Below are 14,194 nucleotides of genomic sequence, written 5' to 3' on the forward strand. Positions count from 1 at the left end.
ACACATGACCTCCATCGATACCACCGCCCCAGCACTGACCCGCTCCGAACACGACCTGCTCGGCGACCGCGACATACCCGCGGACGCCTACTGGGGCGTCCATACCCTCCGCGCCGTGGAAAACTTTCCCATCACGGGCCAGAAGCTGTCCTCCAACATGCACCTGGTTCGCGGCCTGGCCGCAGTCAAGCTCGCAGCCGCCCGCACGAACCGGGAACTTGGCCTGCTGGATGCAGAACGCGCCGATGCCATCGAGCTGGCCTGCCGCGACATCCTGGACGGCCGGTTTGCCGACCAGTTCGTGGTGGACGTCATCCAGGGCGGTGCCGGGACGTCGTCGAACATGAACGCCAACGAGGTGATCGCCAACCGCGCCCTCGAAATCCTCGGCCACCCCAAGGGCGACTACGCCCGCCTGCACCCCAACGACCACGTCAACCTCAGCCAGTCCACGAACGACGTGTACCCCACGGCGGTGAAGCTGGGCACCATCTTCGCGGCCCGGGAACTGCTGGCTGCCCTGGCCGGGCTGGAGGAAGCCTGCGCCGCAAAGGCCCTTGAATTCCGCACGATAGTGAAGATGGGCCGCACCCAGCTGCAGGACGCGGTTCCGATGACTCTGGGCCAGGAATTCGGCAGCTACGCCATCACCATCGGCGAGGACCGGCTGCGCCTGGCCGAGGCTGAACTGCTGATCCACGAGATCAACCTCGGGGCCACCGCCATCGGCACCGGCCTGAATGCCCCGGCAGGCTACGCGGAAGCCGCCTGCCGGCACCTCGCGGAAGTGACCGGGCTCCCCCTGGTGACGGCCCCTGACCTCATCGAAGCCACCCAGGACGTGGGCGCCTTCGTCCACCTGTCCGGTGTGCTGAAGCGCGTGGCCGTGAAACTGTCCAAGACCTGCAACGACCTCCGCCTGCTCTCCTCCGGCCCGCGCGCCGGCTTCGGCGAAATCAACCTGCCGGCCGTCCAGTCCGGCTCCTCCATCATGCCCGGCAAGATCAACCCGGTAATCCCGGAAGTGGTCAGCCAGGTGGCCTACGAAGTCATCGGAAACGACGTCACCATCACCATGGCGGCCGAAGCCGGACAGCTCCAGCTCAACGCCTTCGAGCCGATCATCGTCCACAGCCTCCACAAGAGCATCTCCCACCTGGAAGCCGCGTGCCGCACCCTTACGGCCCGCTGCATCCGGGGCATCACCGCCAACACCGAACACCTCCGCCGCACCGTGGAACAGTCCATCGGCCTGGTCACAGCCCTCAATCCCCACCTGGGCTACGCCACCGCCACCGCCATCGCCAAGGAAGCACTCGCAACCGGCAAGGGTGTGGCCGAACTGGTCCTGGAACACGGCCTTCTCACAGATGCGCAGCTCCAGGAACTCCTCAGCCCCGAACGCCTCGCCAACCTCAGCAAGTAGCCCAAAGGACAAACCCCATGACTAATGCCCCCTTACCCGACCACGTCATCGACGGCGGCCACGCGCACGCCTCCGAAACCGCCCTGCATGCCGAGGACAAGGGCTACCACAAGAACCTGAAGCCCCGGCAGATCCAGATGATCGCGATCGGCGGCGCGATCGGCACCGGGCTGTTCCTCGGCGCGGGCGGCCGGCTCAACGCGGCCGGCCCGTCCCTGGTCATCGCCTACGCAGTGTGCGGGTTCTTCGCGTTCCTGATCCTGCGTGCCCTGGGCGAACTGGTCCTCCACCGCCCCTCGTCGGGCTCGTTCGTCTCCTACGCCCGCGAATTCTTCGGTGAAAAGGCCGCGTTCGTCTCCGGCTGGTTCTACTGGATCAACTGGGCCACCACCACCATCGTGGACATCACCGCCGCCGCCCTCTACATGAACTTCTTCGGCAACTACATCCCCTGGATGGCAGCCGTCCCGCAATGGGCCTGGGCCCTGATCGCCCTGGTGGTGGTCCTGTGCCTGAACCTGGTCTCGGTCAAGGTCTTCGGCGAAATGGAATTCTGGTTCGCCCTGATCAAGGTCGCCGCCCTGGTCATCTTCCTCATCGTCGGCACCTACTTCGTCATCTTCGGCACCCCCGTGGACGGCCAGCAGGTGGGCCTGAGCCTGCTGTCCGATAACGGCGGCGTCTTCCCCAACGGCTTGCTGCCCATGATCATCCTCATGCAGGGCGTCCTCTTCGCCTACGCCTCCATCGAACTCGTCGGCACCGCAGCCGGCGAAACCGAAAACCCCGAAAAGATCATGCCCAAGGCCATCAACTCCGTGGTCTTCCGCATCGCGGTGTTCTACGTCGGCTCCGTGATCCTGCTGGCCCTGCTGCTGCCCTACACCGCCTACGAAAAAGGCGTCAGCCCCTTCGTGACCTTCTTCGGCTCCATCGGCATCCAGGGCGTGGACGTCATCATGAACCTCGTGGTCCTCACCGCCGCCCTGTCCTCCCTCAACGCCGGCCTCTACTCCACCGGCCGGATCCTGCGCTCCATGTCCGTCAACGGCTCCGCCCCCAAGTTCGCCTCCCGCATGAACAAAGCCGGCGTCCCCTACGGCGGCATCGCCATCACCGCCGCCGTCTCCCTCCTGGGCGTCCCGCTGAACTACCTCGTCCCGGCCCAGGCCTTCGAGATCGTGCTGAACGTGGCTTCCGTGGGCATCATCATGACCTGGGCAACGATCGTCCTGTGCCAGATCCAGCTCGAACGCTGGGCGGACAAGGGCTGGCTGGAACGCCCCTCCTTCCGCATGTTCGGCGCCCCCTACACCGGCTACCTCTCCCTGCTCTTCCTGGTGGGCGTGCTGGTCATGGTCTTCATCGACTCCCCGCTCACCATGCTGGTCACCGCCATCGCCTCCGTCCTGATGGTGTTCGGCTGGTACGCCTGCCGCAAACGCATCCGCGACATCGCCGAAACCCGCGAAGGCTTCACCGGCATCTCCCCCGTCATCGCCAACCCGCCCGCGGCCACCTTCAAGAAGTAGCCCCGGTACTTAATGTCCGACGGCGGCACCCAGGTTCTGGAGCTACAGAACCCGGGTGCCGCCGTCGGGGTTTAACGCCCGCCGCCTCAAGCGGCAGCGGACCAACTACTTCGAGGGGTTCACCACCATGGCCGATCCGCCGCCGCGCCGTGCCGGCTCGGCCGCGGCGACAACCAGCCCGTCATCCAGGAACTCGATGGCGGTGGCGGCGCCGATTTCTGCCGCCGATGTTCCGGGGGCGCCGGCTGCCACAAGCTTGTGCTTGTACGTCCAGGTCAGGGCGGAACCATACTGATCGATGAACGCCTGCTCAGCCGTAACATTCTCCGTGTTCCGCTGCGCGGCGCGGGGCGCGGCCAGGGCCTCCGAGATGCCCATCCCCAGGTCGATGCGGTTGATGAGCGTCTGCAGGACCGTGGTGATGATGGTGGAGCCGCCCGGGGAACCGAGTGCCACAAACGGTTCGCCTTCCTTGAGCACGATGGTTGGCGACATGGACGAGCGCGGCCGCTTGCCCGGCTGGATCCGGTTGGGATCCGTCTCGTTGTACACCACCGAGAAGTCCGTGAGCTCGTTGTTGAGGATGAAGCCGCGTCCCGGAACCACAATGCCGGACCCGCCGGTCTGCTCGATGGTGAGGGTGTACTCCACCACGTTGCCCCACTTGTCTGAAACGGTCAGGTTGGTGGTGGAAATGTTCTCGGTGTCCTTCTCATCGGCGAGCGCTGCCGGCTTCACCGGGCACACGCCGTCGTACGAGGTGACGTCCCCGGCAGTCTGCAAAGGCTTGGGAGCCGCCGCCTGCAGCGGATTGATCTCGCACGCCCGCTCCTTGCCGAACACAGGGTCCAGGAGCGCCGCCGTGGGAACGTCCACAAAGGCGGGATCGCCCACGTACTTGGCGCGGTCCGCGAAGGCAAGGGCGCTGGCCTCAAGGTAGTGGTGCAGCACCTTGGGCACGTCAGTCTTCAGGGACGGAAGATCGAACACCTCCAGGATGTTCAGCGCCTCACCCACGGTGGTTCCGCCGCTGCTGGAGGGGGCCATCCCGTAGACGTCGTAGCCGCGGTAGTTCACGTGGGTGGGATCCTGGTCCAGCGCCTCGTAATCCTTGAGGTCCTTGGTGGTCATCACGCCGGCGGGACCCGGCAGGGTGGAGCCCGGAACCATCGGCGGGTTCTGGACGGTGTCCGCGATTTCTTTTGCAAGGGGACCTTTATAGAAGGCCTTCATTCCCTTCTTGGCCAGCAGCTTGTACGTTTCCGCGAGGGCGGGGTTCTTGAAGATTGTCCCCACGGCCGGCGCCTCACCGCCCGGCAGGAAGAGCTCACTGGTGGACGTAAAGGGCTGGAAGCGGTCCTTGTTGTCCTGCGTCTGCAGCTGGAACGTGGCGTCCACAACAAAGCCCCTGCTGGCAACGTCGATTGCCGGTTCAAGCGCGTCCTCGAGGCTGACGCTCCCCCAGCGCTCCAGTGCGCGCTCCCAGGTGGCGGGCGTGCCCGGCACACCCACTGACATGCCGCTCGTTGCCTGCTTGCGGAACGGATACGCCGCCCCTGTGGCCGGGTCTATGAAACCGTCCCGGGGCATGGCCGCCGGGGCCGTCTCGCGGCCGTCGATGGTACTGACTTTGCCGCTGGCGGCGTCGTAGTACACGAAGTACCCGCCCCCGCCGATGCCGGCGCTGTAAGGCTCGGTGACGCCCAGGGTGGCTGCCGCCGCGACGGCGGCGTCCACGGCGTTGCCGCCCTCGCGGAGGACTTCGATGGCCGCCGCCGAGGCTTCGGGGTCCACGGTGCTGACAGCCCCGCCGTACCCGGTGGCTTTGGGTGCTTTTTGGGTTTGCCGCTCGTCGGCGGAAGCGGCAGGACTCACGATGGCACTGGTGGTCACGCTCATCGCCAGTGCTGCAGTCACGGCAGCGAGCCGGCGTCCCAGATTTGGCATGGTTGCTCCTGAACGGGTGTGGGTGAAGTGGCTCACACGCTACTCCTCGGGCCAGACACTCTCAACGGTGCCGCCTACGCTCTTGCCCCGCAGGCTCCCGCGCTCGGTAGCATAAAAGCGATTGCCGGCAGCAGCACCATCAGCGCGGGCCCAGCTCCGGGCCGGGGAAGACGAGGTACTTCATGTCAGGATCTAAACTCGCCATTGTCGGGGCCGGGAGCGTGGGGACCTCCCTGGCGTACGCCGCCCTCATCCGTGGTTCGGCCAGCAACATCACCTTGTTCGACGTCAATGCCGCCAAGGCCGGGGCCGAAGTCCTGGACCTGGCGCACGGCACCCAGTTCGCTGCAGCCGCTGCCTCAATGACCGGCGGCGGTGACATCGCGGTGACGGAGGGTGCGGACGTCGTCGTGATTACCGCCGGGGCCAAGCAGGCGCCGGGCCAGACGCGCCTGGACCTGGCCGGAACCAACGTCCGGATCCTGGAAGACCTCATGCCGCGGCTGCTCGAGCGCTCCCCGAACGCGGTCTACGTCCTGGTCACCAACCCCTGCGACGTGCTCACCGTGGCGGCGCAGAAAATCTCCGGCCTTCCAACGGGACGCATCTTTTCCTCCGGCACTGTCCTGGATACCTCGCGGCTGCGCTGGCTGCTGGCACGGCGTGCCGGGGTGGCTGTGGCCAGCGTCCACGCCAGCATCGTGGGCGAGCATGGTGATACGGAGTTCCCGGCCTGGTCCACCGCCACCATCGGCCCCATCCCCGTCCGTGACTGGAAGGTGGACGGCGAGCGCGTCTTCACCCCCGGGTACCTTGCCGAGACTGCACGCGAAGTGACCCAGGCGGCCTACAAGGTCATCGCCGGAAAGGGCGCAACCAACTACGCCATAGGACTCTCCGGCGCACGCATCGTGGAAGCACTCCTTCGGGATGAGAACGCGGTGCTGCCGGTGTCCACGGTCCTGGACGGGCAGCACGGGATTTCGGGGGTGGCGCTCTCGCTGCCGAGCGTTGTGGGACGCGGCGGCGTCCACACCGTCCTTGAGATGCCCATGGACGACGGCGAAGTGGTGGCCCTGCAGCATTCCGCGGACACCCTCCGGAACTCGCTGGCCACGCTGGGAGTCTGACGGGCCTGCGCCCTCCCTGTTGACGGCCCACGGGCTTAGGGCTAGCCTCAGCGACATCCTGCTGTTTCAACGATGAACCAAGGAGCACAAAGAACATGCCGGAATTCATGGACGTCCACCACAATATGGTCGGAATCACCAAGGAGGCCCTCCAGGAGGCCCACAACGCGGACCTTGCCATTCAAGACGACGAGAGCGTGGACTTCAAATCGGCTTGGGCCGATCCCGAATCAGGTTTTGTCTACTGCCTGTCAGAAGCCCCCTCTGCTGACGCTGTGCGGCGTATCCATGAGCGCGCGGGCCACCCCGCAGACGAAGTGCATCCTGTTCCGATCAAGGTCTGACCACTGGCCAGTTGGCCGTCATGTAATGCAACGTCCCCGCAACCCTTCGTCGCGGGCTGATCGCTTATGCTCAGCAGAGCGCTTTACCTTGCTGCTCTGTGCGGGCCAGCGACGCAGTTCAACGACGAACCACCCGGGAGTAACCCATGACCAACTGGCGCATCAGGGATTTCCATTCGGCAGACCTGGACGGGATCCTGCACCTCTGGGAGAGCCTCAAGGCGAACAACGTCGAGCCTGTCTATGCCCTATCGGAGGTGCTGGCATCCTGCGAGAAGGACCACGCCGTGGTGGCGGTGCAGGGCGAGCAGGTGGTGGGTGCCGCCGTCGGACGCGCAGCCCACGACCAAGGCTGGATCGTCTTCCTTGCTACCCTGCCTGAGTACCGCGGCCGGGGCATCGGCACTTCACTGCTGGCCGCGGTCGAAAACCGGATGGCGCCCCACGGGCTGAACAAGCTCTCGGCCCTCATGCCGGAATCGGAAACCCGGGTGGAGGCGTTCCTCAGCCGCGGCTTCGCGTTGAAGAAGAACCTGCGCTACTTCGAACGCACCATTCCCGTCCAGCGGCAGGAGCTTGGCGCGCTGGGCCAGCTCGGCGGACGGGTCCTGGCGCGGGACCTCTGGGAAAACGTGGCGGGCATGCGCAAGGAGAAGGAACTGCTGGAGCGCCGCCTGGTCCTCCCGCTCGCTGAAGCGGATCTCGCCGATGAATTCGGCGTTGTGCCGCCGCGCGCCGTCGTCCTCTTTGGCCCTCCCGGTACCGGCAAGACCACCTTCGCCAAAGCCATCGCCTCCCGCCTGGAATGGCCCTTCGTGGAGGTTTTCCCCTCCCGTCTTGCCGCCGACCCGCAGGGCCTGGCCGGCGCACTGCGCGAAACGTTCCTGGAGATCGCCGAGCTGGAGCACGCCGTGGTGTTCATCGACGAGGTGGAGGAGATCGCCGCCCAGCGCTCGGGCGAGCCGCCGTCACCGCTGCAGGGCGTCACCAATGAGCTCCTCAAGATCATCCCGGCCTTCCGCGAACAACCCGGCCGGCTGCTGGTCTGCGCCACCAACTTCATCCGCGCCCTGGATTCGGCCTTCCTGCGCCACGGCCGGTTCGACTACGTCATCCCCATCGGGCTGCCCGACCGGCAAGCCCGTGAAGCCATGTGGCAGCGCTTCATCCCCGCCCCCGTGGTGGACGCCGTAGACGTGGAGCTGCTGGTGGACAAGACCGAGGGCTTCTCCCCCGCGGACATCGAGTACGCGGCGCGGAGCGCCTCCCAGCGTGCGCTGGAGAAGGCAGTGTACGACGACGGCGGGCTGGCTTCCGGCGGTACCGCGTCTGTCCGCGAGGCCGTCCGGAAGGGGCCTTCCACGCAGGATTACCTCGACGCCATCGCCGACACCCGCACCACCGTCAGCGCCGAAGTGCACCAGGACTTCCTTGAAGACATCGACGCATTGGGACGCGTGTAGCTTTGACATATGTCCTCCAACCCCCTCCGGCATGCCATGGCGCGCATGGGCGGCCGGGACCCGCATGAGAAACACCGCGCCGCCACCCCGCTTGAGCTCTTTTTCGACCTGACGTTTGTGATCGCGTTCGGCGTGGCGGGCAGCCAGTTCGCCCACGAAATCGCGGCAGCCCACTTTGTCCCCGGCCTGCTGGGGTTCTTATTCGCGATGTTCGCCGTGATCTGGGCGTGGATCAACTTCACATGGTTCGCCAGCGCCTACGACACCGATGACTGGATCTTCCGCGTGGTCACGATGATCCAGATCGTGGGGGTCCTGATCCTCGCCATGGGGATCGAGCCCATGTTCCACTCGCTGGTGGACGGGGACCACGTGGACAACGCCGTGATGGTTGGCGGCTATGTGATCATGCGGCTGGCACTGGTCACTCAGTGGCTGCGGGCCGCGCGGCAGGATCCGGCCCGGCGCCACACCTGCCTGCGCTACGCAAAATACCTTGCGCTGGTGCAGCTCGGGTGGATAGCGGTTCTTTTTATCGAATCCGACGTCTTCGTCACGTTCCTTATGATCGTGCCCTTGATTGCGCTGGAGATGGCCACGCCCTATGCGGCAGAGCGCAGGGCCAGGACCCCCTGGCACGCGCACCACATTGCCGAGCGCTACGGGCTGCTGGCCATCATCGCCTTGGGTGAATGCCTCATCGGTGCCATCGAAACGCTGCGGGCCATCGTGGGCAACCACGGCTGGAGCGTCGACGCGGCACTGGTGGGATTCGGCGGAACTGCGCTGGCCTTTGCCATGTGGTGGATCTACTTCATGCTCCCGGCAGGCCGGGCCCTCCACCTGCGCCGGCACAGGTCCTTCCTCTTCGGTTACGGCCACATGCCCATCTTTGCCGCGATCGCGGCAACGGGTGCCGGCCTGCACGTCGCCGCCTACTACATTGACCACGAAGCGCATATCAGCGCCGCAGTGGCAGTGGCCAGCATCGCCGTTCCGGTGGCCCTGTTCAAGGGCTCAGTGACCTGGCTGTACAGCATCATGGTGGGTCCCGACCGCACTGTCATCACCGTCGCCGCGGGGGTACTGGCCGCGACCGCCGCTGCCGTTGGCCTGGCTGCGGCCGGAGTCTCGGTTCCCGTATGCCTGCTGGTCATTGTGCTGGCGCTGGGCGCGTCGATCGTTATTGATGAGCGCCGCGGTTCCGAACGGCTGCACCACGCCCTGGAAAGGCTGGAAGCGGAGCCTGCTCCCTAAGCGGTGACTTTCGGCCCTGCACCCGGCCGCCCATGGTTGCCAAGGTGGGAGCGTGCGCGGACAACCCCAGGCGTGGAGGTAGCAATGGACACCGTCATCACAACCAACCAAGGCCAGCTGCGCGGAACCGTATCCGACGGGGTGCACCGTTTCCTCGGCGTTCCGTACGCGGCGACGACATCGGGTGGAAACAGGTTCCGTCCGCCCCAGCCGGTGCAGCCCTGGAGCGGCATCCGGGACGCCACCCAGTACGGCGCAGCCCCTTTCCAGCTGGCTCCCCCGGAAAGTGCGGGCAGCGAGTGGGACACCGCGCTGGGTGGCGAGGACTGCCTGAACCTCAATGTCTGGACGCCCGGCCCCGGCACCGCAGGCCTGCCGGTCATGGTCTGGATCCAGGGCGGCGCGTTTGAAATCGGCTCGACGGCGGCCTACAACGGTGCAAACTTCGCAAGGGACGGCGTGGTCTGCGTGGTGATCAACTGGCGGGTGGGTGCCGACGGCTTCCTGGACTTGGGTGACGGCTCCGCCAACGTCGGGCTGCTCGACCAGGTGGCCGCCCTGGAGTGGGTTCGCGACAACATCCATGCCTTCGGCGGTGATCCCGGGAACGTCACCGTCTTTGGCCAGTCCGCGGGTGCCATGAGCATTGGCGTCCTCCTCTCGATGCCCCGCGCCGAAGGATTGTTCCGCCGGGCCATCCTGCAAAGCGGAGCCGCCCACCATGCCATCCCCACCGGGACAGCCCAGAAGATCGGCCGGCTCCTCGCCGGGAAACTCGGGGTTCCGCCACTCCGCGATGCCATCGCTGCCGTGCCCACCCAGCGGCTCCTCGCGGCCCAGGCTGAGTTGAAGGCCGATCTCATTGCCCGGCCGGACCCGGAACGCTGGGGACAGGATGCCGTGGCTGGCCTGATGCTGTGGCAGCCCACAATCGACGGTGACGTGGTGCCGCAACGGCCCATCGAACGGATCGCGGCCGGCGCCAGCGCCGGAGTGGACGTCATGGCAGGCACCAATACCGACGACTGGAAGCTGTTCCTTGCCATCACCGGCGTCCTCGGGAAAGTGACCGGGCAGGACCTGGCTGAGTCCCGGAGCGTGGACGGTTTCCCACCCATGTCCGCCTACGGGCTTCCCCCGGAAGTGGCGCTTCGCGAGTACCGGTCCCACTACCCGGAACGCTCGCCCGGCGAACTGCTTGCCGCCGTGGAGACCGACTGGTGGGTGAGGGTTCCCGCACTCCGCCTGGCGGACGCGCACGCGAGCGCAGCGCTGGCCACCGGGGCGGGGACCTACATGTACGAGTTCGGCTGGCAGGCCCCGGGCCTGGGAGCCGTCCACGCCGTCGAAGTGCCGTTCGTTTTCGACACCCTGGACAAGGACTCCCGGCTGTTCGGACCACTCCTGGGGACTGACCCCCCACAGGAGTTGGCCAACGCCATGCACGCTGCCTGGGTTTCCTTCGCCGCCACAGGAGATCCGGGCTGGCCCCGCTACAATACCGAAACCCGGACCACCATGTTCTTTGACACGGAACCGCGGCTGCTTCACGACCCCAGGGCTTGGGAGCGGGAGCTCTGGAAGGACGTCCGCTAGGAGTCGTAGGACAGGTTTTCGTAGTCCGTGGTGTCTTCCTCGTCCAGTTGGTCGTCCAGTTCCGCCAGCAGCCACGGATTCACCCGCGCCAGGATCTTCCGCACTTCGTCAACCTCGACGGCGGCATAGAGCACCGGGCGGGCGTCGCGGTATTTCGTGACCGGCGGCTTGTCCGGCCACTTCTCGGCCAGGGCCTTGACGCGCTCGGGCAGGGAGTTATGCGCGTTGTCCGCAATCTTGACCAGAGCGGCGTCGTGGTCCTCGGCGATCTCGCGGATCCCGGCCAGGTAATCGTCCGGGTTGCGGTGCAGGCGGTTGGTGACCCGTTCGATGATCCGCACGGCACGCTCCGGGACGCCCATGTCCAGCAGGGCCTGCCGGGTCATTGGGGTGTCCTCGGCAATGTCGTGGAGATAGCCGGCGATGCGGATGTCGTCGTCGAAGTCAGCCAGGGCGTCCCCCACCGCCAGGACATGGTCCTTGTAGGGCCGCTTCAGCTTGTCCTTCTGGCGGTTGTGCGCCACCTCGGCCAGCACCCTCGCCGTCTCGGGTGTGAAACTGCTTGCCGGTAGGTTTTCCGTGGGTTCTGGCATGCCTCCAGCCTACGTGCCGGGCCACACCCACGGCTCCCGGGGCAAGGCATCGGGGTTAAACACTGCCAGCGCCCGGTGCAGGGGCCCCGCTGGCAGTCCAAGGGAGTCCAGCAGCCGGTCCCGCACTGCGGCCGCATTCATGCCCACCCCTGCAAGGTCGGCGAGGGTGACGGCGCCGTCGCGCTTTGCCAGCCGGACGCCGTCGCTGCTCACCACCAGCGGCACATGCGCATATTCCGGGGAAGGAATACTCAGCAGGGACGCCAGATACGCCTGACGGGGCGTGGAGGGCAGGAGGTCGTCGCCACGGACCACCTGGTCAATGCCCTGCTCGGCATCGTCAACCACCACGGCAAGGTTGTAGGCGGTCACTCCATCGTTGCGGCGCAGCACGAAGTCATCCACCGCACCGGTGAACTCCCCGTGCAGCACGTCATGAACGCGGTACTCCGTGACGTCCGCGCGCAGGCGGATGGCAGCGGGGCGGGTGGAGCGCCGGAACTCGCGCTCAGCCGCGCCCAGGTTCCGGCACGTGCCCGGGTACGCACCCTGGGGCGCATGCGGCGCAGACGGCGCCTCCTGAATTTCCCGGCGGGTGCAGAAGCACTCGTAGGTGAGGCCGGCATCCTGAAGCCTGGCGATGGCCGCGGCGTAGAGGGGACCGCGGCCCGTCTGGCGCACCACCTCGCCGTCCCAGGCCACGCCGACGGCCGCCAGGTCCCGCAGCTGCACCGCCTCGGCGCCCGCCCGCGCACGGTCCAGGTCCTCCACGCGGAGGAGGAACCTGCGGCCGGTGGAGCGGGCAAACAGCCAGGCAAGGAGCGCGGTCCGAAGGTTCCCTACATGCAGCTCGCCGGAAGGGCTGGGGGCAAAGCGTCCGGCTGGGGTCATGGCACAAGACTATGCGGCGGCGTGGTGGCAGGGGACAACACAAGAGCCCCTCAGCTACCGATGACTTCGGGAATCCGACGCCGGTAGCTCAGGGGCTCTTGCCGTGTTGGCAGAGTGACCGTGGTGTGAACAAGAGTCAATCAGGGCAGCCTCCTTGCGGGAAACAATGTTCCGCCCTCCGGGAGGTGTGCCGGGAAGCGGTAGCCTGCGGGAATCAGCGGTAGCCTCAGCCCTTATTGCCACAATTTCAGCAGACACCCTACAGTTGGGACAACAAGCAGCGTCCGGGTTGATCAGTCTGTTCAATTCTGGAGGTTCCCATCAACAGGAAATGGTCAGATTGCAGCAACTTGACGCCACGGACAGGCGGATCCTGAGGGCCCTGGACGATGATCCCCGTGTTCCCATCATGGTGCTGGCCCAGCGGCTGGGCCTGGCCCGGGGCACGGTGCAGTCCCGGCTCGAACGGATGTCCTCATCCGGGGCGCTGAGGCCCAACAGCAGCAGGGTGGTTCCTGGAGCGCTCGGGCGTGGTGTGGCGGCCGCCGTAAGCGCCGAACTGGACCAGAGCCACCTCAACGAGGCCATCGCAGCCCTGCGGAAAATTCCGGAAGTCCTGGAATGCCACGCGCCGGCCGGCGACACCGACCTCCTGATCCGCGTGGTGGCTACCAGCCCGGATGATCTCTACCGGGTCTCTGAGGAGATCCGGCTGTGCCCCGGCATTGTGCGCACGTCCACCAGCATGTTCCTGCGCGAGGTCATCCCCTACCGCACCACCGGGCTGCTAAAGGAGTAGCAGCTACACCGGGGGCCCGGCATTCGACTTCAGGTTCTTCATCACCAGCGTGGACGTCAGGCGCTCCACCCCCGGCAAGGACGTGAGCTCCGCGTCGTAGAAGCGCTGGTACGCCGGCAGGTCCTCTGCAATGACCTTCAGCAGGTAGTCAGGGGAGCCGAACAGGCGCTGGGCCTCCACGATGTTGGGGTTGTCCGCGACGCGGTTCTCGAAAATCGCCATGGTGCCCTGGTCCACCTGGCGGAGCGTGACAAAGACAATCGCCTCAAACCCCAGCCCCACGGCGGCGGGGTCGATGTCCGCTTTGTAGCCCCTGATCACCCCCGCCTTCTCAAGGTCCCGGAGCCGCCGGTGGCACGGGGCCACCGTCAGGCCCACCTTTGCGGCAAGCGCAGTGGCCGTCATCCTGCCGTCCTCTTTGAGGTGCCGCAAGATATTCCTGTCAATATGGTCGATCACGCAAGAATCTTACCGTTTCAGGACTTTGGCAGGCGAAAAAGGACAGCACTTCCGCGCCGGAAGTATCTAGGGTTTCTCCTGTAGGACCTCGTGGCAGGAGAACGAATGAACCCGGAGCTGTTTTTGGCCTTTGTGCTTGTGGCGGCCGCCCTCGCCTGCACCCCGGGGGTGGACTGGGCGTACTCCATCGCGGCGGGCCTCCGGCAACGCAGCTTTGTGCCGGCGGTGGCGGGGCTCTGCGGCGGATATGTCCTCCACACGGTCCTGCTGGTGGCGGGGTTGGCTGCCGTCCTGGCGGGAGCACCCGGGGTCCTGGGCTGGATAACGCTGGCCGGCGCAGGCTACCTGATGTGGCTGGGCATCAACACACTGCGGACATGGCGCGGAGCGAGCTTCACGGCCCGGCCGGACACCGACGGCCGCACGCGGCTGCGCACGTTCCTCCAGGGGATGGGCACCAGCGGCATCAACCCCAAGGGCCTGCTGTTCTATGTGGCGCTCGTCCCACAGTTCGTGAGCGCAGAGGCGCCCCTGCCCGTCCCGGTGCAGTCCGGCCTGCTGGGTATGACATTCGTACTGCTCGCGGGACTCGTGTACACCGCCGTCGCCCTCCTCTCCCGCAGCCTGCTGCAAAGCCGGCCCGGCGCAGCCCGCGCCGTGACGCTAGCCAGCGGGGTGATCATGGTGGCCCTGGGCATGGTGCTGCTGGGTGAACAGCTGCTGCCCGTGTTCGCCGGCGCAGCCGCTGCCGGGTAGG

13 protein-coding genes are annotated in these 14,194 nt (G+C 66.4%); 9 read left to right on the forward strand and 4 right to left on the reverse strand.

The window, feature by feature from the left end; translation table 11 throughout:
* Positions 1 to 4: 4 nt before the first annotated feature.
* Both FHJ30_RS19440 and FHJ30_RS19445 read left to right on the forward strand, forming a co-directional pair.
* The gene (locus tag FHJ30_RS19440) at positions 5 to 1,426 is read left to right on the forward strand and encodes an aspartate ammonia-lyase (protein ID WP_139030900.1); all 1,422 of its coding nucleotides are present in this window, start codon (positions 5 to 7) and stop codon (positions 1,424 to 1,426) included.
* Between the two features lie 17 nt (positions 1,427 to 1,443).
* Positions 1,444 to 2,958: an amino acid permease gene (locus tag FHJ30_RS19445; protein ID WP_139030901.1), complete on the forward strand. Its 1,515-nt coding sequence runs from the start codon at positions 1,444 to 1,446 to the stop codon at positions 2,956 to 2,958.
* Positions 2,959 to 3,063: 105 nt separating this feature from the next.
* On the opposite strand, the gene ggt is transcribed toward FHJ30_RS19445, so the two are convergent.
* Positions 3,064 to 4,905, reverse strand: a complete 1,842-nt coding sequence (gene ggt, locus FHJ30_RS19450; RefSeq protein ID WP_139030902.1) for a gamma-glutamyltransferase — start codon at positions 4,903 to 4,905, stop codon at positions 3,064 to 3,066.
* 182 nt (positions 4,906 to 5,087) lie between these two features.
* Here ggt and FHJ30_RS19455 point away from each other — a divergent pair, with 182 nt between their 5' ends.
* From FHJ30_RS19455 to FHJ30_RS19475, 5 genes are all read left to right on the forward strand, one after another.
* Positions 5,088 to 6,035: an L-lactate dehydrogenase gene (locus tag FHJ30_RS19455; protein ID WP_139030903.1), complete on the forward strand. Its 948-nt coding sequence runs from the start codon at positions 5,088 to 5,090 to the stop codon at positions 6,033 to 6,035.
* Between the two features lie 95 nt (positions 6,036 to 6,130).
* On the forward strand, positions 6,131 to 6,379 hold the full coding sequence (locus FHJ30_RS19460; protein WP_139030904.1) for an SCO4226 family nickel-binding protein: 249 nt from the start codon (positions 6,131 to 6,133) through the stop codon (positions 6,377 to 6,379).
* Positions 6,380 to 6,525: 146 nt separating this feature from the next.
* Positions 6,526 to 7,842, forward strand: coding sequence for an ATP-binding protein (locus FHJ30_RS19465; RefSeq protein ID WP_139030905.1), 1,317 nt, complete (start codon positions 6,526 to 6,528; stop codon positions 7,840 to 7,842).
* A gap of 9 nt (positions 7,843 to 7,851) precedes the next feature.
* Positions 7,852 to 9,099, forward strand: a complete 1,248-nt coding sequence (locus FHJ30_RS19470; protein WP_139030906.1) for a low temperature requirement protein A — start codon at positions 7,852 to 7,854, stop codon at positions 9,097 to 9,099.
* 84 nt (positions 9,100 to 9,183) lie between these two features.
* Complete coding sequence (locus FHJ30_RS19475) at positions 9,184 to 10,695, forward strand: carboxylesterase/lipase family protein (RefSeq protein WP_139030907.1); 1,512 nt, start codon at positions 9,184 to 9,186, stop codon at positions 10,693 to 10,695.
* On the opposite strand, the gene FHJ30_RS19480 is transcribed toward FHJ30_RS19475, so the two are convergent.
* Positions 10,692 to 11,288 carry an HD domain-containing protein gene (locus FHJ30_RS19480; RefSeq protein ID WP_139030908.1) on the reverse strand — a complete coding sequence of 199 codons (597 nt, stop codon included), beginning with the start codon at positions 11,286 to 11,288 and terminating at the stop codon, positions 10,692 to 10,694. The two genes, FHJ30_RS19475 and FHJ30_RS19480, sit on opposite strands and share 4 nt — an antisense overlap.
* Positions 11,289 to 11,297: 9 nt before the next feature.
* Positions 11,298 to 12,179, reverse strand: coding sequence for a tRNA glutamyl-Q(34) synthetase GluQRS (gene gluQRS / locus FHJ30_RS19485; protein WP_139030909.1), 882 nt, complete (start codon positions 12,177 to 12,179; stop codon positions 11,298 to 11,300).
* A gap of 331 nt (positions 12,180 to 12,510) precedes the next feature.
* Between gluQRS and FHJ30_RS19490 the strand changes: the two genes are divergently transcribed.
* The gene (locus FHJ30_RS19490; protein WP_139030910.1) at positions 12,511 to 12,978 is read left to right on the forward strand and encodes an Lrp/AsnC family transcriptional regulator; all 468 of its coding nucleotides are present in this window, start codon (positions 12,511 to 12,513) and stop codon (positions 12,976 to 12,978) included.
* A 3-nt stretch (positions 12,979 to 12,981) separates the two neighbouring features.
* Here the strand turns inward: FHJ30_RS19490 and FHJ30_RS19495 are convergent, their stop codons facing one another.
* A complete protein-coding gene (locus FHJ30_RS19495; protein ID WP_139030911.1) occupies positions 12,982 to 13,437 on the reverse strand; it encodes an Lrp/AsnC family transcriptional regulator in 456 nt (151 codons plus the stop codon).
* Positions 13,438 to 13,542: 105 nt separating this feature from the next.
* Between FHJ30_RS19495 and FHJ30_RS19500 the strand changes: the two genes are divergently transcribed.
* Positions 13,543 to 14,193 (forward strand): LysE family translocator, encoded by a 651-nt coding sequence (locus FHJ30_RS19500; RefSeq protein ID WP_139030912.1) that lies wholly within the window; start codon positions 13,543 to 13,545, stop codon positions 14,191 to 14,193.
* Position 14,194: the final 1 nt, after the last annotated feature.

Origin of the sequence: Arthrobacter sp. BB-1 (assembly GCF_006151685.1) — a bacterium.
In the GTDB taxonomy this organism is placed as follows: domain Bacteria; phylum Actinomycetota; class Actinomycetes; order Actinomycetales; family Micrococcaceae; genus Arthrobacter.